This window comes from Paenibacillus mesophilus (assembly GCF_005938385.1).
Lineage (GTDB): Bacteria > Bacillota > Bacilli > Paenibacillales > NBRC-103111 > Paenibacillus_AB > Paenibacillus_AB mesophilus.
The window spans coordinates 1-20051 of sequence record NZ_VCRA01000025.1 but is presented as its reverse complement, the minus strand read 5'-3'; the positions used below and the strand labels follow the sequence as shown (position 1 = coordinate 20051).

The 20051-nt window shown below is 56.1% G+C and carries 16 protein-coding genes; 9 read left to right on the top strand and 7 right to left on the bottom strand.

What is annotated here, in order from left to right; translation table 11 throughout:
• Positions 1-245: 245 nt before the first annotated feature.
• The 4 genes from FE783_RS29205 to FE783_RS29190 form a co-directional block, all read right to left on the bottom strand.
• Positions 246-1799 (bottom strand): extracellular solute-binding protein, encoded by a 1554-nt coding sequence (locus tag FE783_RS29205; RefSeq protein ID WP_138882926.1) that lies wholly within the window; start codon positions 1797-1799, stop codon positions 246-248.
• An 83-nt stretch (positions 1800-1882) separates the two neighbouring features.
• Entirely contained in the window at positions 1883-3196 is a 1314-nt protein-coding gene (locus FE783_RS29200) for an ABC transporter substrate-binding protein (RefSeq protein WP_138882925.1), read from the bottom strand.
• Between the two features lie 34 nt (positions 3197-3230).
• Entirely contained in the window at positions 3231-5072 is a 1842-nt protein-coding gene (locus FE783_RS29195; protein ID WP_158302094.1) for a discoidin domain-containing protein, read from the bottom strand.
• Positions 5073-5384: 312 nt separating this feature from the next.
• Entirely contained in the window at positions 5385-7697 is a 2313-nt protein-coding gene (locus tag FE783_RS29190) for a helix-turn-helix domain-containing protein (RefSeq protein ID WP_138882923.1), read from the bottom strand.
• Here FE783_RS29190 and FE783_RS37735 point away from each other — a divergent pair.
• The 4 genes from FE783_RS37735 to FE783_RS29175 all read left to right on the top strand — a co-directional run bounded on the left by FE783_RS37735 (position 7696) and on the right by FE783_RS29175 (position 10258).
• Positions 7696-7851, top strand: a complete 156-nt coding sequence (locus FE783_RS37735) for a hypothetical protein (RefSeq protein WP_158302093.1) — start codon at positions 7696-7698, stop codon at positions 7849-7851. The two genes, FE783_RS29190 and FE783_RS37735, sit on opposite strands and share 2 nt — an antisense overlap.
• Positions 7852-7913: 62 nt before the next feature.
• Positions 7914-8612, top strand: coding sequence for a cyclase family protein (locus FE783_RS29185; RefSeq protein ID WP_138882922.1), 699 nt, complete (start codon positions 7914-7916; stop codon positions 8610-8612).
• A complete protein-coding gene (locus FE783_RS29180; RefSeq protein ID WP_138882921.1) occupies positions 8602-9450 on the top strand; it encodes an AAC(3) family N-acetyltransferase in 849 nt (282 codons plus the stop codon). The genes FE783_RS29185 and FE783_RS29180 overlap by 11 nt, the downstream gene beginning before the upstream one ends.
• Before the next feature lie 43 nt (positions 9451-9493).
• Positions 9494-10258, top strand: coding sequence for a sugar phosphate isomerase/epimerase family protein (locus FE783_RS29175; protein WP_138882920.1), 765 nt, complete (start codon positions 9494-9496; stop codon positions 10256-10258).
• Between the two features lie 46 nt (positions 10259-10304).
• On the opposite strand, the gene FE783_RS29170 is transcribed toward FE783_RS29175, so the two are convergent.
• Entirely contained in the window at positions 10305-11018 is a 714-nt protein-coding gene (locus FE783_RS29170) for a response regulator transcription factor (RefSeq protein WP_138882919.1), read from the bottom strand.
• A 220-nt stretch (positions 11019-11238) separates the two neighbouring features.
• On the opposite strand from FE783_RS29170, the gene trmL reads away from it, so the two are divergent.
• The 3 genes from trmL (at position 11239) to hisS (ending at position 13831) form a co-directional block, all read left to right on the top strand.
• Positions 11239-11703, top strand: coding sequence for a tRNA (uridine(34)/cytosine(34)/5-carboxymethylaminomethyluridine(34)-2'-O)-methyltransferase TrmL (trmL, locus tag FE783_RS29165; RefSeq protein ID WP_138882918.1), 465 nt, complete (start codon positions 11239-11241; stop codon positions 11701-11703).
• A gap of 241 nt (positions 11704-11944) precedes the next feature.
• On the top strand, positions 11945-12193 hold the full coding sequence (locus FE783_RS29160; RefSeq protein ID WP_138882917.1) for an AbrB/MazE/SpoVT family DNA-binding domain-containing protein: 249 nt from the start codon (positions 11945-11947) through the stop codon (positions 12191-12193).
• Positions 12194-12544: 351 nt separating this feature from the next.
• Positions 12545-13831, top strand: coding sequence for a histidine--tRNA ligase (gene hisS, locus FE783_RS29155; RefSeq protein ID WP_138882916.1), 1287 nt, complete (start codon positions 12545-12547; stop codon positions 13829-13831).
• Positions 13832-14127: 296 nt separating this feature from the next.
• Here the strand turns inward: hisS and FE783_RS29150 are convergent, their stop codons facing one another.
• Together FE783_RS29150 and FE783_RS29145 are read right to left on the bottom strand one after the other, a co-directional pair.
• Positions 14128-15192, bottom strand: a complete 1065-nt coding sequence (locus tag FE783_RS29150; RefSeq protein WP_138882915.1) for a phosphodiester glycosidase family protein — start codon at positions 15190-15192, stop codon at positions 14128-14130.
• Entirely contained in the window at positions 15189-15635 is a 447-nt protein-coding gene (locus tag FE783_RS29145) for a hypothetical protein (protein WP_238403299.1), read from the bottom strand. The genes FE783_RS29150 and FE783_RS29145 overlap by 4 nt, the downstream gene beginning before the upstream one ends.
• Positions 15636-16017: 382 nt before the next feature.
• On the opposite strand from FE783_RS29145, the gene FE783_RS29140 reads away from it, so the two are divergent.
• Both FE783_RS29140 and FE783_RS29135 read left to right on the top strand, forming a co-directional pair.
• Complete coding sequence (locus FE783_RS29140) at positions 16018-16950, top strand: NAD(P)/FAD-dependent oxidoreductase (RefSeq protein ID WP_138882914.1); 933 nt, start codon at positions 16018-16020, stop codon at positions 16948-16950.
• 203 nt (positions 16951-17153) lie between these two features.
• Complete coding sequence (locus FE783_RS29135; protein WP_138882913.1) at positions 17154-19892, top strand: hypothetical protein; 2739 nt, start codon at positions 17154-17156, stop codon at positions 19890-19892.
• The last annotated feature ends 159 nt before the right edge of the window (positions 19893-20051 follow it).

The following is a 20051-nucleotide window of genomic DNA, read 5'->3' as shown; positions in this document are numbered from 1 at the left end:
TCTGCAAAGAGAGGAAGCGCTGGAGGCAAGAGGTGGGGGAATGCGCTCCACTTCCGTTAAAATCGTGTTGTTTTTTTGGAATTTAAGCGGATACAACACGATTTTAAAGTCAGCCGCTTCGCTTTACGCACATCTCCCCCATCTCTTTTTGTATTCCAAATCTCTCTTTTTGACTTTCTCATCAAGTTGTCGGGCCCCCGGATAAGGGAGGCCCGATTTCGTTGATCCACCGCTGCCGCGCCCCCTTAACGCGAAGTAGTTTGGCCCCAAAGCACCGTCTCGGCATGGTGCATCCGGAACTGCTCCGCATATTCGCGCATCATTTTGCGCACATCGGGATCGGCCTTTATACGGGACACATAATCATCCCATTCCTGCAGCGGGCTTTCCCCGGTAATTACTTTCGTCAGCAGCATATTTTTGTCCTTGAACAAATCGGCGGAGCGGCTCGTATACGTGTCGGACACAAGACTTTGCAGCGGAGTCGGCACCCCGACTTCGGCGTACTGCTCCGACAAGCGGATTTGACGCTCGTTGAACGCGCTCGGAGCTTTCGGCGTAACCGCTTTGGCGTGAGGCTCGTAATAGCCGACCCCTATCGTAATATCTCCGATTTCCTGCTTCCGGAGCGTCTCATGGATTTGAATCGTCCCGTTGTCGGCTACATGATGCCGGCCCTCCAGCCCGTATCGCTCAAAATCTTTGAACGATTGCGTAGCCGTCTGATCGAGAAAAGAAATGATCCTTTCCACCTTTTCCTTCGGAACGTGCGACGCTATCATCAGGACGCCGATATAACCCGGAGGCTGAAAGCTGCTGTAGCCGCCAGGTCCCCGCAGCGGCGGCAAGGTGATCCATTCCGCTTGCGGATCTTGGCTTTGCGCCGTCATCTGGATTTCCCATAAGCCGTTCAACGGGTTGCCGAGCGAGCCGGCTTTGCCGTTCTTCGCCAAATCCCTCTCCTGGCCGTACAGCTGCAGCATGTACATCGGCGGAATGACGCCTTCCGCGTACAAGTCGCGGAACCAGGCCACCATATCGCGGTAGCCCGAGGTCATGAACGGAATCAGCAGATGATCGCCTTCGAACGTCGGCGTATTGGCACCGAAAGCGGAACCGAGCGGGCCGGCCGCCGCGTTCAGGGTAGGTCCATATACGGCCAGTCCGTACGTATCGCGTTTGCGGTTGCCGTCCGGATCAAGGCGGGCGAATGCCCGCAATGCCGCCGTATATTCGTCCAAAGTGGCCGGGACGGGGAGGCCCAGCTTGTCCAGCCAGTCCTTGCGAATGTGAAGGGCGAGATCGGTCAACCCCGTCGGACGGGGAATGCCGTACAGCTTGCCTCCGATCTTCGTGTTGTTCCATACCGTCTTCGGAATGCGTGCCAGGTTCGGATATTTGCGGGCATCGCCGAGAAACGGTGTAAGGTCGTGAAAAGCTCCTTGTCGGATTGCGCCGAGGCTGATCGACGAATACGGGTCCAAATTCAACACGACATCGGTCAGCTTCTGGGAAGTCACATCCAGACGGAACTGATCGTGGTAGCTGTTGTACGGAATCGCCCGGATTGCCAGGCTGACGCCCATTCTATGCTGCAATTCACGATAATACGGGCTGGAAAAATCGGGGGCATCGCCGTATAGAACGGTCGTGATGCCGATCGCCGTCCTCTCGTCCGAACCCGACGGCGACTGGGGCGATGCCGGCGCACGGGCGTCGGGGAGCTTGATGCAGCCTGTTAGCACGGCGAACGTCAGCAGGACAAGCGGTGCTTTCTTCACCGGTTTGAATGTTGGCATGGCAGAGATCGTCCCTCCCCTTCGAACGAATGTGCAAAGGGAATCCGCCCTCGTGAACGGGCGGATTCCTGACGGTGTTCCGATTATTTCTTGCCCAACTGTTCCGCGATCTTTTTGTCGACGCGTTCGCCCGCTTCGCGGAGCGCCGTATTGACGTCCGTTCCGGAAACGACGGCATTCAGCGCAGCGCTCGTCTCGGCGTTGGCGATGGATTGATGCTTGGTCTTGATCGTCGGCGGAGCGAACGTTTTCGGCAAGGCGGCCTTGATGTTTTTGCCTTTGTATTCCGGAATATCGGCGCCGATCTGCTGGGCTATCGATTGATCTTTCAAGATCGGGATGTAGCCGTTGCGGACGACGAATTGCTGAAATTCAGTCGAGGTCAAGTAGGACAGCACTTGAAACGCGGCATCGCGGTTTTTGCTCGTTTTGGACAGGAAGAAGAAGTTCGCGTACGACTGCGAGCCGATTTCCGGTTTATCTTTAAATACCGGCAATGTAACCGTATCCCAATTCACCGAATCTTTGTACGTCCGGCCTCCGCCGTGCAAAGTCATGAACATCGCGATCGTGTTGTTTTTGTAGAACGGATCCTGCTCATTGGCGAAGAAAAATTTGTTCCCCGCCATTCCGTTTCCTGGTATTTGGTAAAACCGGACCAGATTTTCGAACGCTTTCTTGAAATTGTCCGCCGTGAACAGCGACTTGTTCGTGCTCAGATCGATATGCGCGGCTCCGAGCTGATTCAGCATCATAATATGCTCGAACGCCATCGACATCCCTCTGTACTGGACGTTATTGTCCATGCGGGTCGTTTTCTTCGCCAGCTCGTAAATGTCGTCCCACGTCATGCCGTCCTTCGGGTAAGGCACTCCGAACTTGTCGAATATATCCTTATTGTAGAACAGCACTCCGGTCGTAGTCCAGGCCGGCAGCGCATACAGGCCGCCGTTCGCCAGCTTTTTCTGGATTTCCACATTAGTCGGTTCGAGCTTGGACAAATCGTACTTGTATTTCGCAATCAGGTCGCTGATATCGCTCTGCATCTGCATATCGAACACGATACTGCCGGTCGCGCTCGTTACGATGTCGGCGTTGCCGCCGGATGCAATCAAGTTTTCCAGCGATTTGGCGTTTTCCTGCGGGACAATCGTAATTTTGTAGTTCGGAAATTTCTCTTTCAGCTTGTTGCCATAGTTGTCCATAATCCATTCGAGCTTATTGCCGGAGCTGTCATAGATCGTAAGCTCGGCCGGCTGGGAGGCGATGTCGGGCTTGTCGGCGCTTTGGGCGCTCGGCGGGCTGCCGGCCTTGTCTTGGCCGCCGCATGCGGCGAGCACGGACATGCAGAGGAGCGGGACCGCGAATTTCGTTGCTTTGTTGTTGGCTGCAAACATATGGGAAAACCTCCTGAGTAGTGTGTGGCTCTGACTATTGTTGAGAAAGCGATGTAATACTGTTGGGCGTCAAGGTTAAGGCGGTACCTCCTGCGGCTGTGCTGGTGACGGCGGGCAGCGGCTGATAGCGCAAGCTGTCGTCGCTCGTACGGATGTCGAACGTACCGTCGCCGACCATCAGCTTCACGGAATGGCTCGTTGCGGTCGAAGTGTTGATCAGAATCAGTTCCAGCTTGCCGTCCGGCTTGCGGAAGGCAAGCGTAAGCACGTCGCTTACGGAGTCTGCCCCGATTCGGACCGATCCGGCCGGAATTCCATTATGGTAATGCTTCAGCATGTCATATACCGGATACCATGTTTTCGTCCAATGGTTGTAGGCGGTCAGGCCGCCCGTATCGGTAGCCGAATAGCAGAAGTAATAAATCAGATTCGCGTTGCTGTAGGCGAGAAGGTCATAATAAGCGAGCGCGTTGCGCATCGCCCGCAGCCACGTATTTTTGTCCGACAGCTGCCCGTGCGTCTGGGCTTCGGCTTCGCCTACGACAAGCTTGGCTTGATAGGCGGCGGATGTGTCGCGGTAGCTTCTGAGACCTTCAAGCGTACGATCGTAGGAATGAACAGACAAAACATCCAGGATGTTATTCGTATCGTTCTGAAATACAGTGTCGGTCCATGCCGCCGAAGTAGTGGTAGCGCTGTTCGTCTCGCCTCCGACATATTGGGCGTCGTATTGGTGGGCTTCCAGCTTCGTTTTCAGCTTTTGCGTCAGGGATACGTAACGTTCCGCCGTTATGCCCTTAATATAAACTCCTCCGTACAAAGGCTCGTTCACGATCGAGATGTAGTCGAAGACGATGCCGTAATGTTCGCGGGCGTACAGGAAATAACCGGCAAGGCTCTCCACGTACTCGTCGTCCATACCCGCAGGAAGCTCCATCTGCGCGCCGTTCCAATCGTAATCAGCCGGCTTGCCCGCGATCCAGTTTGGGAATCTCCAAGGACTGAAATGCAGCTCGATGCCCCTCTGCATCAGCTCCTGCAAGCCGAGAAACTCCTCATGCAATTCGCCGGTGTCTCCCGCAGCGAACTGACTCCACTCGAAGCCGGCCGGATCGGCGTTGTCGTTCTGTTCCTCCAGCTTGTGCCACAAGCTCACATTTCGCACATGGGTCGTCGTCAGTCCGACCAGCATGTTGTCCAAATAATTCGGATCGGCGTCGGCGAACCGCCGCATTTGCCTCGTGTAAATATTGCCTCCCCAGCCGTCGATCGCTTGATGGTAGACGGCCGCGTTCACCCCAATCGTGATTTGCGGCGGCACCGTTTCGTACACTTCGATCTCCAGCAATCTCGCGATCGTATCGATCGTGCTGGAGTCGGTAATGTGCAATCTCAGCTTGCGCGTCGTAACCGGCGTGAACGAAATATCGTTATACTGTCCGAGGTATCCGTCTTTATCGTTGCCCGCGACGGACGCGACGGTCAACCATTGGCTGCCGTCCCAGTACTGTACATCGAAGGCGGCGATTTGCCAGTTGATGCCTGTGGACGAACCGCTCCATACTTGGACATGGCCTACTTTTCTGTCCGACCGCCATTCCAGTTGGAACCAATGCGGCTCCGCTTTGTCCCATTTGGACACCCAGCGGTGGTCGTTGGAGTTTTTGATGCCGTCGACCGCTTTGTCCGCCGAATACGTAACCCCGCCCGAGACGCTTGTCGAGCTGGCGGTCGGGACGGCCGCCGGAGCGATATTGACGTCTTGGGCGTTGACGCGGCCTGACGTTCCACCGACCATCAGTACGGCTAATTCCAGCAAGACGCAAATAAGCAGCTTCCCTAACAATCGCCCGCTGAAGCCATTCATTGCCTGCATAAGCACTCCCCTTGCCTTTCCTTGTAAAATCGTACAAATTGGCGCTGCCGGACTATCCGTTTGTCGTTCCCGGTCCGGATGATTTCCTCCTTCGCGTTTCATGATAGAACGTTATGAGGCGGCAGGAATACGGGTGAATAGTTGAGCGGACCGGCCGGCAGATCGGAAGAAGAGAAAGAGCGCCGTATCGAGGGTTTGTTTGATCCGGGACGGTCGGAGAGGTCTTTTTTTGCTCCGATATGCGGCGATTGGAACAAAAAAAGACCGCCTATGCGCCGGGCGGCTGCCGCATAGACGGTACTTCCAGGGAGTTTACATACCTTGTTCCTGACGGTAGTGTGCCGGCGTTCGTCCGGTCAGCGTCTTGAACACGCGGCGGAACGTGCGTTCGGTATAGCCGATCTCTTCGGCGATTTCGACGACGGTTTTATCGGTGTGGGCCAGCAGTTCCTTCGAACGTTCGATCTTCAGCTCCGCGACGAATTGCGCAAAGCTATGCCCGGTATGCTTGTTGAACAGCCGGCTGAAATGAGAATGGCTGACCCCGACATAGTCGGCTACGGTTGTCAGGGAGTGGTCCTGCGACGCGTGCTCGCGCATATACTGCACGGCCGCTTCCACCAGCTTCTTCCCCCGATCGGCGGTCGCCTCTTCGAATATGGGCAGAAGACGGGGAAATACTTCGTCCGCGAACAAACGCCGGATGTCATCCAGTGTCCGGGCGGCCTTCATCCGCTCCAGTACGTCCATTTCCGCGAGCGGGTTGGCCTCATGTCCGGTTATGTCGGCGGCGGTCTGAACGAGCCGGATATACAGCATATGAAAAGCCCGCTCGATGTGCGGGATCGGATATCGCCGGTCCGTGACCGCAGCCGCGAACTGCGCGAAATCATGCTGAACGCGTTCGCGGCCGCCTTTCTGCAAGCTTTGCACGATCGCCGTCTCCGCCTCGATCGGATAGCGGAAGTCGTGCTGCAGCGGCTCCAGATCGCGATAATGAACCGTCCGGCAGCCGCCTGCGACCATCCGGAGGCTGAGCGCTTCCAGCGCTTCCAGGTACGATGCCCGGATATGCTTCGGATGATCGCCGCGGGTTCCGATGCCGACCGAAACTTGTACCTTCAAATAGGTGCCGACATACAGCCGAATCGTCTCCGCGATTTGATGCTTCATCGTCCGGTCGTGCGCGTCCGTCGTGCGTCCGGCGGTTTGCATGACGATCATGACATGAACGGTCTCTAGGCCGTAGACGAAATGACAGCCTGCATTATGCTGGTTCAGAATATCCTGGCATACGCTGGAGATGGCCAGCAGAACCAAGGAACGATCCTCTTTCCCGAAATGGCCGTGCAGCTCGTAGTTCTCCGCCTCGACGATCATGACGTCCCATCCGGCATCCGGATTCAAGCCGTGCTGCGCGCACAATTCGCCGACTCGATCGCGGCTTTCATTGTCATAATGGCCGTATAGGAGATTGAGGAACAAAAATTCCCGAAGTGCGGTTTCGTCCTGCTTCGATCGTTCATAGAACCGGCCGAGTTGGTCTTTTAGGCTGCCCCATTCCTGACGAATCCAGCTCCATTCGTCGATTTTGCCGCGGGTGTCGACCGGATAGCTCCCGTCCGGAACGAGCTGCTGCTTGAGCAGACTGCGTATCGGGGCGTACAGCTTGCGGGAGTTGAAATAGAGCAGCAATATTCCGGCGACGAAAGCGATCAGGCAAATGAACAGCGTGGTGTACGCGACCTCCGCCTTTATGGCGTTCATGGCCGATGTCGGTACGAGCAGCACGGTAATCCAGCCGGTAGTCGGCGATTTGGAGTAAACGATCTGGGCGGACGGACGATCCAGCGGAACTATGCCGGCACGTACGCCTGCCTGTTCCGGACCTTCCATGATCTGCGTGATCCAGTCCACGCGTTCCCCGACTTGTCCGATGCCGGCCGATGGACCGGAGTAGGAGATTAAGGTGCCGGCTTCGTCCAGCAGTACAATAGGACCCGAGCGCAATTGCTCCGTCGAGCTTAAGATCGACTGTAAAGCGTTTTCTTGAATGTCGATCGTCAAATAGGCGAGCGGCACGTTCGTGAACAAAGGGAGCGGCTGCACGTACGTGACAGCGCGCTCGTTCTTTTTCACGATCCACTTCGGCTTGGAGTCCAAACCGATAGAATTCAGAAACGGATATTGGCCGGCCAAGTCGTCGACCGTCTCATAACCGCGTGATGTTGATAATATTATATGCTCACCGGGGAGCAGCAAATTGACGGCATTGTCGTATTCGATGGAGCGGGATATTGCATTCAGTCTGTCCGTAATTTGCATCATATCGATGTAGCGGCTCCGGTCGTTCTGGTAAATATATTGCTGGAGCTCGGGGTCCAGAATAAGTCCCCGGACCGTCTTCGATACCCATTGGAGAGAAGCGTCGATCCGCTGCTGCATTTGACCGATCATTTCCAGGTTCGCCCGGTTTACTTCCCGCTGCAAATGACCGGATATCAACGTATAGGAGAAAAAGGCGACCAGCGCAATCGGAACGCACACGGTCAAAAATCCGAAGCCGATCAAACGTTTGTAGTAAGAGCCTGTAACGAGCAGCGTTCTCCAGCGGAATAGGTTCATGAACGGGATTCCTCCGAGTTTGGCGGGGATCGACAAATATGGCTACTATTATGAACGATCGGCGGCGGACAGGCAAGCGGGTCAAACGACGTTTTCGGACAAATATGGCGGCGATTTTCACTATTGCAAGTCCATCGGTTTAGTGACATCCTAGACGAGAAAAGCAGAACGGGTGCGCGCGGCTTCGCGGCGGCAGCCCGCGAAAGGAGGCAGCCGATGAACGTGATCGATATAACCGGGGCGATTCGAAACGGCATGTGGAACTACGAGGAGCCGTTTCCGAAATTCCGGATGAGAGCGCTTGACCGCGTCTCTTGGGTCGAGGCGGAAGTGTACGCCGAAGTGTTCGAAGGCTTGCATTCGCAGACGGGGACGTACTTGGAGACGCCGGCCCACTATTACGGCGGCGAGGGCAGCTACTACGTTGCCGACATTCCGGTCGCCAAGCTGGTCGATATACGCTGTATCGTGCTGAAGCTGGATGAGCGCCTATTTGAAGACGCGGAATCGAGAGTGCCCATAGACGTCTCCATGCTGGAGAGCTGCCCGGGCAGCGGCATGATTGTCGAAGGCGATGCGGTATTGGTGGCGGCCGGCTGGGGGAAGCATTGGATGGACGGCTGCTATCTCGATCGTTCGCCGTATTTCACCTATGAAGCGATGAAATGGCTGATCGGCAAAAAGCCGTTTTTGCTCGGAAGCGATTTTCCGCGCTGGGACCATTTGACGAAGTCCGAGCGGTTTTTTTCGGAATTTTTCGCGGCGGACATTTTGATGCTGGCACCGTGTGTGAATCTGGAAGCTGTGAGGAGGCCGGACGTCCGGTTGACGGCGCTGCCGCTCCATATACCGGGAACAAGCGCGGTTCCGTGCCGGGCGATCGTGATGGAGGAGGAGACCGGGGATGGTAAATAAGCGGGACATGGTAGCGGCTCTCGGGCTGATGGACATTCGCCAAGGCGACATCGTGCTCGTCCACAGCTCGCTGACAAGCATCGGTTATGTCGAAGGAGGAGCGGGTGCGGTCGTCGATGCGCTTCTCGAGGCCGTCGGTCCGGAAGGCACGATCGTCATGTCCACCTTGACCGGATGGACGGAGCCTTTCGATGCGGCATCGACTCCGTCGGCGGTCGGCAAAATATCGGAAACGTTCAGACGAAGACCGGACGCGCGCCGGAGCTTGCATCCCGTTCATTCGGTGGCGGCCGTCGGCAAGCAGGCGGAATGGATCACTGCCGGTCATGAGCGGTGCGAAACCGGCTGCGGTCCGGGAACGCCTTATTATAAAATACGGGATATGGGCGGCAAAGTGATGCTGCTCGGCGTCGACATGGACCGGAATACGATTATGCACGCGCTGGAGGAAGAGATAGACGCCCGTTATCTCAAAACGGCAACGATCCCCGCTCCAACTTATATCGAAGGGCATGAGCATAAGACGTTCACTTTGCACAAGTTTCCGCCCGGCCACCGCGATTTTCTAAAGCTGACGCCGGTTCTGCGCGAGCGGGATGCAATCGTCGAAGGGAGAATCGGGAATGCCGCCGTTCTCGTGATGGATGTCCGCAGCGTGTTCGATATCGGGCTGGAGCTGCTCAGGGCCGATCCGCTCTTTTTCATTTGCCGTAATCCGAATTGCAACTCCTGTCATTGGTCGCGGCTGCTGTACACGGATGAGACGATCGATTATGCGAGATACCGGGGGAACGGATGCGCCGACCGGACGTGCGAAATTTGCGCGGTTGAAGAGTGACGGACCGACTCTTGTCATTATTTTGGGAGAAAGGGCGGGAACTATGTTTAATTTCAGCCTAAGGCCGGACGAGCGAGCGGCCGCGGGATTGGCGGAGCAGATCGACATGTGCGATGAGCTCCAAATTCCGTACATGGAAATCAACGACGAAGCGGGCGGGAAGCTTATTGCCGAGCTGACCGGCGGGGAGCTGGAGCGGTATCGGAGCATGCTTATCGAGCATCACAAAAAAATCGTACTGCTGAACGGCAGCAAGCCGGCAGCCGACTACGACTATTACAAGAAGCTTTTTGCCAAAGCGCTGATGCTGCAGGCGGAGAACGTGAAAGTGCCGGTGAGCGGCCAAGGGGCGGACGCGGAAGCCGAGATCGAACCGCTGCGCCGGCTCGTTCAAACCGCCAAAGCCTACGGGATCGGCCTTGTCATCGAAAACGACTCGCGGTCGATCTTGTCCGACGATCGCTCGATGACGGCCGTATACAGCCGGATTAAAGACGACAACACCGCAATCGTCTTCAATCCGCTGGAGTTTGTCCACATGAATGCTCATCCGTTTTTTCACGTCTACTACAACAGCAAGCTGAAAGGGGATATCCGGTTTCTGCGGGTGAACGACGGCTTGTACAAGGACGGGACGGCCGTTCTCCCGGGGGAAGGAAATGCGGAGGTGAAGGAGCTGGCTTCGATTTTGCTGAAGCGTTCCTATAAAGGCTACTTCTCCTTCACCCCTTATATGGCGGAAACGGCGGATTTGTCCAACTGCCGGAACATGCTCGACAGCTTCAAGAAAATGCTCAAGGAGCTATGACTTGGGTTCCTAGGGAGGGTGTCTTAGGAATCATTAGGGGGCTCCCTTAGGCCAGCGATTCCTTGACTACCGGCTCCATCAGCTTGTAGCCGACGTTGCGGATCGTGACGATATATTCGGGATTGCGGGCGTTTTTCTCGATTTTGTCGCGCAGATGGCTGATGTGGACGTCGACGATACGCGTATCGCCGATAAAATGGTAGTCCCACACGCCGTGCAGCAGCTGTTGGCGGCTAAGCACCTTGCCCCGGTGCTTGCACAGAAACAGCAGCAGCTCGAATTCCTTCGGCGTCAGCTCGATCGGCTGATCGTGGATCAGCACCTCGCGCTGCTCCGGCTGAATGCGGATCGGTCCGATATGCAGAGTCTCCGGCTCGGCCGCGGGCAGGGCGCCTGTCCGGCGCATAATCGCCTGAATGCGCGATACGAGCTCCTGAGGGCTGAATGGCTTCGTCATATAGTCGTCCGCACCGTTATCAAGCCCGGCGATCTTGTCCGACAAGTCCTGCAGCGCGGTCAACATAATAATCGGCACGAAGTTGTTTTGTTCGCGGAGCCGTTTGCACACTTGAATGCCGTCCAGCTTCGGAAGCATCAGATCGAGCACGATCAGATCGGGACGGAACTGCGGAATGACTTCGAATACGGCTTCGCCGTCGTATACGCACAATACTTCGAAGCCGACCAGTTTCAAATTGAAATCGATAAGCATGGAGATGGAAGGCTCGTCATCAACGACCAGTATTTTCTTCTTTATCATCTTCTTCTCCTTTGCGAGTGTAATGGAGGAACATTTTCGGATTATCGTACCTTCATTATGAGCCCCAATGATAAAGCGAAGATTAAGGTTTCGTAAAATGGATGTTAAAATTTTTGAAACAATTGATGTATAATAATCTTATGTTTATCGATTATCCGGGGACTGTTATGTCATCAAGCTGCATCACGAGACAGGTTCCACAGCGAGGAGAAGGTTAGTTTTGGTTTTTCATATCGTACTGGTCGAGCCCGAAATTCCAGCCAACACCGGCAATATCGCCCGGACGTGCGCGGCTACGGGAACGCCCCTCCATCTGGTCCGGCCGCTCGGCTTCTCGACGGACGACAAGACGCTGAAGCGCGCGGGACTCGATTATTGGCATTCGGTCGACGTCCGTTATTACGATTCATTCGGGGAGCTTCGCGAAGCGCTTGACGGCCGGCGGTTTTTCTTTGCTACAACAAAGGCGCACAAGCTGTATACCGAATTTGAATATGAAGACGGGGACGTATTCGTATTCGGCAAAGAAACGAAGGGGCTGCCTCCGGAAATCGTCGAGGCGAACCGGGAGACGTGCATCCGGATGCCGATGACCGATGCCGTCCGGTCGCTCAATTTATCGAATTCCGCAGCGATCGTCCTGTTCGAAGGCTTGCGGCAGAAGGCATTCCTGGGACTGAAGTGAACAAAGAACCGCCGTACCGGGCATTGGCCGCAAGCTGTCCGACCGGCGTTTTTTGCGTTTGCATGCAAATGATGCGGCGCTTGCTCCGATCCCGGAGAGCGTCTTACAGAAATATCTCAAATTGGCATAAAGACCTAGTCGAAAAGAAGGAATTTGTGTGCTTTTGGCGAATTATTATGCTGGAAAGCGTCTAGGCGATAAAATCGTCCCGCTTTCATAGGCAAAAGCGAGGTGAGTCGAGATGAGACCGGCAGGCGTTGTACGGAAAGTGGATCAATTGGGCAGAATCGTATTGCCCAAATCGCTCAGAAAAAGATACCGCATGAACGAAGGGGATCCCGTGGAAATTTTAGTTTCCGGCGATCACATATTATTGGAGCGGTATCGCCCCAAATGTGTGTTTTGCGGAGAAATGAACGGGGTTACGGAGTATAAGGAGAAGCACATTTGTGCGAACTGTTTGAAGGAAATGACATTAATCTCCTTGTAATTGTTATATACAATGACTTTGCGTCATCACCGAAGTGAGACTGCACGAAAGACGCAAGCATCACCGCAATGAAGTCGGGGGTGCTTTTTTTGTTTTGGTATTGCTAGTCGCGCTCCGGAGAGCTATAATGAGAACCATTACGCAGAAGGAGGCGGACGGTCATGACACGATTACAGCTTCAGTTCCGGTTCGCACAACTTCATCATCACAAGAAGCGTTAGCACCCCCTTACGATATAACGGGGCGGGCTAACGCTATTCGCGTTGGCCTCCCTGCGGCATACGACGCGCGCGGGACCAAGAGGTCCGGCGCGTTTTTTGTTTTTAATTCCAAGTAGAGGTGAGAGGGATTATGCAAAACGTAAAAGGAACATTCGATTTCCGCGCCGGGGAGCAGAAGCTGAGAAACCGGATCCGGGCAGCATTGGAGCGGCAATTCGCGCTGTACGATTTCGAGCCGCTGGAGACGCCCATTCTGAACGAGCAGTCGCTGCTTGGATCGAAATATGCGGGCGGGGAAGAGATTATGCGGGAAATGTACCATCTGACCGATCAGGGAGGCCGAAGCCTCGGCTTGCGCTACGACTTGACCGTGCCTTTCGCCAAAGTGGTCGCGATGAATCCCGGTCTGGAATTGCCGTACAAACGGTATGAAATCGGCAAAGTGTTCCGCGACGGTCCCGTAAAGCGCGGACGGCTGCGCGAATTTACGCAGTGCGATGCGGATGTTGCCGGGACGGAAGGGCCCGAGGCGGAGGTGGAGCTGATCGGGCTTGCAGCCGACGTATTCCGGGAGCTCGGGATTGACATCGTCATACGCTGGAACAACAGGCGATTTCTCGGAGACGTTCTGTGCGGTCTTGGCATCAGCGGGGAAAGCGCGTTGTCGGTCATGCTTACGCTCGACAAGCTCGACAAAATCGGGGTCGACGGTGTACTGAGCGAGCTTGGGGACAAGTTGCCCGACCCGGAAGCGGCAGCCGGGATTGCTCGGCTCATTCGGGAAGACGTTTCGGGTTTCGAAGCTTTGGTTGAGCGTTTCGCCCTTGCGGGCACGACCGGAACGACGGAAGTGCGGAAGCTGCTGACGCTGCTGCGGGATACGGGGCTTGCGGGAATATGCCGGTTCGATCCTTTCCTCTCCCGCGGGCTGTCTTTCTATACCGGAACGGTGTATGAAATATTCGCGGCTGACGGATCATACAAGTCGAGCTTGGGTAGCGGAGGGAGATACGATGCGATCATCGGGAAGCTTGTAGGACGCGAGGACGTACGGTATCCGGCGGTCGGCATTTCGTTCGGCCTCGATTCGATCATGGAACTGCTGCGAGCCGGTGATCCCGGTTTCGATGCTCCGGCGGTATGTTTCGTCCCGATCGGCGATACGATTGCCGAGACGCTGCGGTCGGCCTCCATGTTCCGTACGGCAGGAATTCGGGCCAGAGTGGAGAGCGGGTCGCGCAAGCTGAAGCGGACGCTTGCTGCCGCAGCCGCGAAAGGAGTCCGCTTCATCGTTATGATCGGTGCGGATGAAGCGGCGGCGGGATTTGTTCGTTTGAAGGATATGGCTACCGGGGAAGAGACGGTCGGTCCTGCCGAGCTTGCCCTGTGGATCGTCGAGAGAGCGAAATGCCGGTGAACGCAAAAAGCCGCTCTGCCTGCACGATGAGTGCGGTAGAGCGGCATCGGTTGCGTCGGCTGTGCCGGTACGATTACAAGCCTTTCGTCTTATCTTCGTTGTAAGAAGACGTCAGAATGGCTGCGATGTACAATACGAATACGGTCATGACAAGCCAGAACGTAGACGAGGCGAAAATTTCCATGTCTGGTGCACCTCCCAGTCGAAATACCGTGACAAGCTAAACCTATTATAACCAATAGACCTGGAAAAGAAAACGGCCGAATTGTGAACATTTGCGTCACATTTCCGCATCCTTATTTGAAAAACAAAAAGTGCGTAGGCAGCGGACGAAGCCGTCCGTCTGACGGATTGTTGATCGTTCTGCCCTCGAAGACGAGCGAGGTGGAGCCTCCCCCGTCCAAATTGTAGGCGTCGACGACGCGAAGCTTCGCCAGCTTGTCCTGCAGCTCGGCGAGTGTCGCGCCGGAACCGCCGCGTTCGTCATACCCGTCCGCGACGAGGAACAGCAGCTGGTCGTTGCCGAAATTGCCTACGACCGTGCGCGGAGCCCGCCGAGGCGAATTTTGCCATTGAGCCGGGATTTGCTGCTTCGCTCCGCCCTTCAGCAAAATCGGTACGAATGTCGCGCCGAACGACGGATTCAGCTTGTCCAAATCGGCCTGCCGGGAAAACTTGCCGCCGATCAGCTTCCGGTCGGTGCTGAGCCCGACGAAGGCCAAATTGTCGAAGGTCGGCTCGAAGCCGTACACATATTTGCCGTTCAGCATCGTCGTGCTTAGCGGAAACCGTCTGCCGTCGTCCGTATCGGCAAAACCGCCGGCATTGATTCCCGCCACGGCGCCGTATCGGCTCGCGGCTGCAAGCGTCGTCTCGGAGCTGCCGATTTTATCTTTGCCGAGCGTCATCTTCATCGCTTTGTCCGATTTCATATCGACTTTGAGCGCATAGCCTCGATAATTCGGATCGGCGAATTGATACAGCTTCAAATCGATGTTGGCCGAACTGACCGTACGGGTCGGCTTGCCGAATTCGGCGGCGATGCGGCTGTCGAAAATGAGCGAAGGACGTGCGGCTTGGGCCGTCGCCAGCTTCAGCATGTTGGCCGTATCGGCCGCGCTTTGCTCATACAGCTGGTAAAACTTCTCGATCGTGCTCTTCGTGGCGACCGCATTGCCTTTTGCTTTCTCGAGGTTTTGTTGAACCGTATTCGCCTCGTTGGATATGGCGAACATATGTAACGAAGGAAGTTTGAGCTCGGGCATGTCCAGCGTGAAGCTGGCCGATACAAGCCATACGAGCATGCCGACAAACGGAGCACAGGACAGCAGGAAAAAGCGGTTAAGTTCGCGGGTCGTCATTTCAGCACATCCAAATTCGCTTTCAGCTCGTCGAGCTTCTTCTTCACTTCCGCCAGCTGGGTATACAATTGGTTGCTGTTGTCGGTTTTGCTGTTGGCGCTGTCCTTCGTAAAGGCGAGCAGCTCATTGAACGAATCGACCTTCGCCTGCAAAGCCGAAATGTCCGTCGTGACGCTCGCTTTCAACTGGTCCAGCTGCTGCTGGTACTGCGTCTGCATCGTCTGAAGCTGCGCTTCCGTCTGGCTGGCCAGGTGCGAGCTGAGCTGCGTCTTCAGATGCTCCGTATACAGCATCGTTCCCAGCACGCCCGAGGCGATCAGGAGAAACCAGCTGGAGAAAAACAACAGGTACGATTTTTTGGTCGACTTGGCCGTTTTGGCCGTCTTGGCGCTTCGTGCCGAAGCGATGGAAGGGGCGACGTTCGCTTCGATCGGCGTACTCATTGCATTCACCTCAATTTCGACATTTTGCGTAAAAGTTCACGTAATTGGTCTCACTTATTCGACGAAATTGTCGCCGAAATGTTGCTGAAACCTTGTAAATTCGCTGAAATTACAGTTACTCCGCACGTCCATGCAGACATAAGCAGCTTTTGTTCTATGTAAACGAAAAGTCAGCAAATCATGATTCGCTAAATAACACCTGCACTACCAGATATACCCAACCGGAATACTCATTTTAACACAGGTATTCGACAATGGGAACTGCGAATAAGACCGTATCCCGTCGGAAATAGGCGGCTCCTCTACTATTTTATCAATTGTCGCGTAAGAGCGCCAGAGAGAAGGACATACTAAAGCGAAGATGAAATAATATGGAGGGCGGATGATGACGACCGTATACGATTGCTTCATTGTAGGCGGAGGGATTGCGGGACTGCAGGCGGCGATCCAAATCGGGCGATACGGGCATTCGGCGCTTGTGGCCGATATGGACAGCGGCCGTTCGGCATTATGCCGCAGCTATCATAACGTGCTCGGATGGCCGGACGGCGTATCCGGAATGGAGCTCCGCCGGTTGGGACGCAGCCAAGCCGAAAAGACCGGAGTTAAGTTCGTAAAGGACGAAATCGTCAAGGCGGAGCGCGTTGGGGACTTGTTCGTGCTTCAGGGACGGGACGGGGCATACAAGGCGAGGACAGTGCTGCTGGCCACGGGGATTATGGACCGGTTTCCCGATTTGCCCGGTCTTGTGCCGTGTCTCGGAAAGACGGTTTACGTTTGTCCCGATTGCGACGGGTTCGAGATCCGGAATCGCAAGACGCTCGTAATGGGCTCGGGCGACTCCGGAGCGGCTATGGCGCTTACGTTGTCGGAGCGGACCGACGAGCTGTTGTTCATCAATCACGAACGAAAGCCGATTGCCGCGGAGCTTGCGAGAAGCTTGAGGGAGAAAGGCATCGTCGTTATCGCGGAGCCAATCCGGGAAGTGCTGGAGGAGAATGACGGCCTATTTCAAGGGGTCATGCTCGCGAGCGGTGGGGAGATTTGGGCGGACCGCGGCTTTATTGCGTTCGGAGGCAATGAAGTCCGTTCGAGCTTGGCCGAACAGCTCGGGGCGGAGCGGCACGAGAACGGTCATATTATGACCGATGCCCGCACGAAGATGACGACCGTTCCGAACTTATGGGCCGCTGGCGACATCGGCGTTCATTCGGAGCAGGTGACGATCGCGATGGGCGAAGGCAGCCAGGCCGCGATCTGGATGCACAAGACGCTCGGCCGGATGAGCAAGCAGCCTGCCGGCATCGGCGTATAGGCCGCAACCGCGCATCGGTTCGGATCGCGGAGGCGAAAGATTATGGAGAGGACGCGTTCGGTTCTGCGCAGTCCTTTTCTTTGCGTCCCGAAATAATGATGTGGAATCGATAAAGTTTGCCTTGAACTATTCAACCATTATATATAATATAAAATATAAATTATTATATTTCTTTGTTGGTCCGATGAAAGGAGCTTACGACTATGAAGCTGGAGCATTTTGCCGAAACCGATAAACGGCAGCCGTTGGCTTATCCTCATTTTCCGACACGCTTGCAAGCGGTTGTATGGCGCAATTGGGGTCTTGTCCCCTCTGAACGGCTGGCGCGCACGCTAGAAGCGACTGTCGCCGAGCTGGAAGAAGTTGCTCGCGGAATGGGCTTGCCGGTACCGGAGGAGGCCGATCCCGCCTGGCTGACGCGCGGATATATTACGATATTGCGGGCTAATTGGCATCTGCTGCCTTACGGGCAGCTGCTTACTCTGCTGGATTGGACCGAGGAGCAGTTGGCGTTCGCGCTTCAGGAGGACGATTTTCTATGGATCAAGATGGGCAGCCTGAAGCCGGCCGTTCCGCCGGTGCATTATCGGCCGCTGAGCGAAGAAGAGCGTCTTGAGACCGAGCGGCTCCGCGAGCGGCTGAGCGCGCATTTTCCGCCTGCGGGAGAGGCGCCGGCCGGCATGAATCGGCTCCCGTTCCGGAAGCCGGGGCTTGCGGGAGAGGAGGCCAGCGGCGAGTTCGTGCTGCCGGCCGTGACGGAACCGGCGAAGCCGTTCGATTTTCTGCACGAATCGCGGAACGCCGCGACGATGCGGCCGCAGCGGGCGGGCGGCGAAGAGAAGTCGGGCGCGGGCAGGACGCTGCTCGACGACCGCTTTGCCATTATCGTTCCGGAAGGCCGTCCGCGCGTTCGCAAGTTTGCCGAACGGTTCGCGGACGAGCACGAACGTACATGGGGTATCAAGCTGGATGTTCGCGATAGCGCGAGCATAGGCGAATCGGCGGAATTGAAGCTCGAAATCGGGCCGCTTCCGGGGAAGCTGAAAGAAAGCCATGCCGTCGAAGTGACGGACAGCGTCATCCGGGTTACTGCCTCGGACGAGAACGGGCTGCTGCGCGGCTTGCTGTGGTTGGCGGCGGAGATGGACGAGCGGGGCGGTCCGCACCTTGCCCGCGGTGTCGTCCGGCGCGATACGCGATACGAGTTCCGGCTGCTCTATTCTTATTTTGCCGTATACGGCGATCCTTTGCTCGACCCGGAGCTGGACCCTTATCCGGACGATCTGCTAGCGCGGCTGACGAAGGTCGGGGTGAATGCGATATGGCTGCAATGCGTGCTGTACCAGCTCGTTCCGTTCGCGGAAGCTCCGGAAATGTCGGTCGGGTGGGAACGAAGAATCGAAGGGCTGCGCAGGCTCGCTCGGCGTGCGGCGGATTACGGCATCGGCGTCTACTTGTATTTCAACGAGCCCCGTTCGATGCCGCTCGAATTTTTCGAGAACCGGCCGGAATGGCGCGGCCAAACGAGCGGTACGTATGCTTCGATGTGCACGTCGCATCCCGAGGTGCAGCGTTATTTAAAGGAAGGGACTGCCGCTCTATTCCGCGCGGCCCCGGAGCTGGCCGGCTTGTACACGATTACGATGTCGGAGAATTTGACCAACTGCTACTCCAAAGCGGCTAACGGACGTACGGATTGTCCGCGCTGTGCCGCCCGTCCGGAAGAAGAGGTCGTCTCCGAAGTAAACCGTCTCATTGTCGAAGGAGCGCGCAGCGCGAAGCCGGATGCCCATATCGTCAACTACGCGTGGGCTTGGCGGAAATCGCTCGGGTTTACGGAAGAGAAGCTCGAGCGGGGCATATCGCTTCTTCCCGAAGGGATGGCCGTCATGAACGTCAGCGAGGATGAAATGCCGACGAACATAGCCGGCGTAGCGGGGCAAGTGATCGATTATTCGATTTCTCTCGTCGGTCCGAGCGACAAGTCCCGAAGCATATGGAAAGCGGCCCGGGCGAACGGCTTGCCGGCCTACGCCAAAGTCCAGTTCAACAACTCGTGGGAATGCTCGGCGGTTCCGTATTTGCCCGTATTCGATCTCGTCCGCGAGCATATCGAGAACTTGAACCGGGAAGGCGTCAGCGGCCTGATGCTGAGCTGGACGCTCGGCGGCTATCCGTCACCTACGCTGGAGATGGCCTCACAGAATTATTGGGTGACGGAACGATCGGCCGCCGGAGGCACGACTGGACCTGATCCGGAACAGAGCGTCAGCGGCGGGGCCGGTGCGGGCGTGGGCGACTGGTTGACCGCCAAGTTCGGGGACCAAGCGGGGAACGGGATCGCCCGGGCTACGGCCGCATTCAGCAAAGCGTTCCGCGAGTTTCCGTTTCATGTGTCGGTGCTGTATACGGCTCCGCAAAACTACGGACCGTCGAACCTGCTTCATGTGCAGCCGACCGGTTATTCCGCCACGATGGTCGGATTTCCTTACGACGATGTGAACAGGTGGCGCGCGATTTATCCGGCCGATACGTTCGAGGAGCAGTTCCGCAAGCTGGTGGAGGGCTGGGAAGAAGGGCTGGAGGCTTTGGCCGAAGCCGGCCCGCTCGTGGAAGAGGGCCGAATGGCGGCGTACGCCGATTTAGTGCATGTATCGCTCGGAAGCTATTATCATTTCCTTAGCACCTATCTACAGATCGCCTTCGTCCGCGAGCGGGAGAAGCTGGCTAATGCGGACAATCCGGACGACCGCGAGCGGTCCCGGCGCCGGATGACGGAGCTCGCGGAGCTGGAGCTGGAGACGGCCCGCCGTCTGTACGATTTGATGCTGCGCGATTCCCGGATCGGCTATGAGGCGAGCAATCATTATTATTATACGGCCCGGATGCTGCAGGAGAAGGTGTTGAACTGCCTTGACGTTAGCGAGCGGGTGAAAGCATAAAAAGAAAGCCGCGGCATCCAATGTGCCGCGGCCAGGCTGTTTATAAAGCCTAGTTTTTCGAGCTAGTCTGGATCAAGAATGTATAACTCTGAGACGTCTCTAACCAGAAACAGAAAAGATCGCCCTACCTGGCTAGCTTGGCCAGATGGTTGGCGATCT

What these genes read in the sequence shown, in the direction of transcription:
- FE783_RS29185 (WP_138882922.1), top strand. Translation starts at nt 7,914, where the DNA reads ATGAACGTGATCGATATAACCGGGGCGATTCGAAACGGCATGTGGAAC.
- FE783_RS29205 (WP_138882926.1), bottom strand. Translation starts at nt 1,799, where the DNA reads ATGCCAACATTCAAACCGGTGAAGAAAGCACCGCTTGTCCTGCTGACG.
- FE783_RS37735 (WP_158302093.1), top strand. Translation starts at nt 7,696, where the DNA reads ATGAACGGGATTCCTCCGAGTTTGGCGGGGATCGACAAATATGGCTAC.
- FE783_RS29145 (WP_238403299.1), bottom strand. Translation starts at nt 15,635, where the DNA reads ATGAGTACGCCGATCGAAGCGAACGTCGCCCCTTCCATCGCTTCGGCA.
- FE783_RS29160 (WP_138882917.1), top strand. Translation starts at nt 11,945, where the DNA reads ATGAGACCGGCAGGCGTTGTACGGAAAGTGGATCAATTGGGCAGAATC.
- FE783_RS29140 (WP_138882914.1), top strand. Translation starts at nt 16,018, where the DNA reads ATGATGACGACCGTATACGATTGCTTCATTGTAGGCGGAGGGATTGCG.
- FE783_RS29195 (WP_158302094.1), bottom strand. Translation starts at nt 5,072, where the DNA reads ATGCAGGCAATGAATGGCTTCAGCGGGCGATTGTTAGGGAAGCTGCTT.
- FE783_RS29175 (WP_138882920.1), top strand. Translation starts at nt 9,494, where the DNA reads ATGTTTAATTTCAGCCTAAGGCCGGACGAGCGAGCGGCCGCGGGATTG.
- FE783_RS29170 (WP_138882919.1), bottom strand. Translation starts at nt 11,018, where the DNA reads ATGATAAAGAAGAAAATACTGGTCGTTGATGACGAGCCTTCCATCTCC.
- FE783_RS29200 (WP_138882925.1), bottom strand. Translation starts at nt 3,196, where the DNA reads ATGTTTGCAGCCAACAACAAAGCAACGAAATTCGCGGTCCCGCTCCTC.
- FE783_RS29190 (WP_138882923.1), bottom strand. Translation starts at nt 7,697, where the DNA reads ATGAACCTATTCCGCTGGAGAACGCTGCTCGTTACAGGCTCTTACTAC.
- hisS (WP_138882916.1), top strand. Translation starts at nt 12,545, where the DNA reads ATGCAAAACGTAAAAGGAACATTCGATTTCCGCGCCGGGGAGCAGAAG.
- FE783_RS29135 (WP_138882913.1), top strand. Translation starts at nt 17,154, where the DNA reads ATGAAGCTGGAGCATTTTGCCGAAACCGATAAACGGCAGCCGTTGGCT.
- FE783_RS29150 (WP_138882915.1), bottom strand. Translation starts at nt 15,192, where the DNA reads ATGACGACCCGCGAACTTAACCGCTTTTTCCTGCTGTCCTGTGCTCCG.
- FE783_RS29180 (WP_138882921.1), top strand. Translation starts at nt 8,602, where the DNA reads ATGGTAAATAAGCGGGACATGGTAGCGGCTCTCGGGCTGATGGACATT.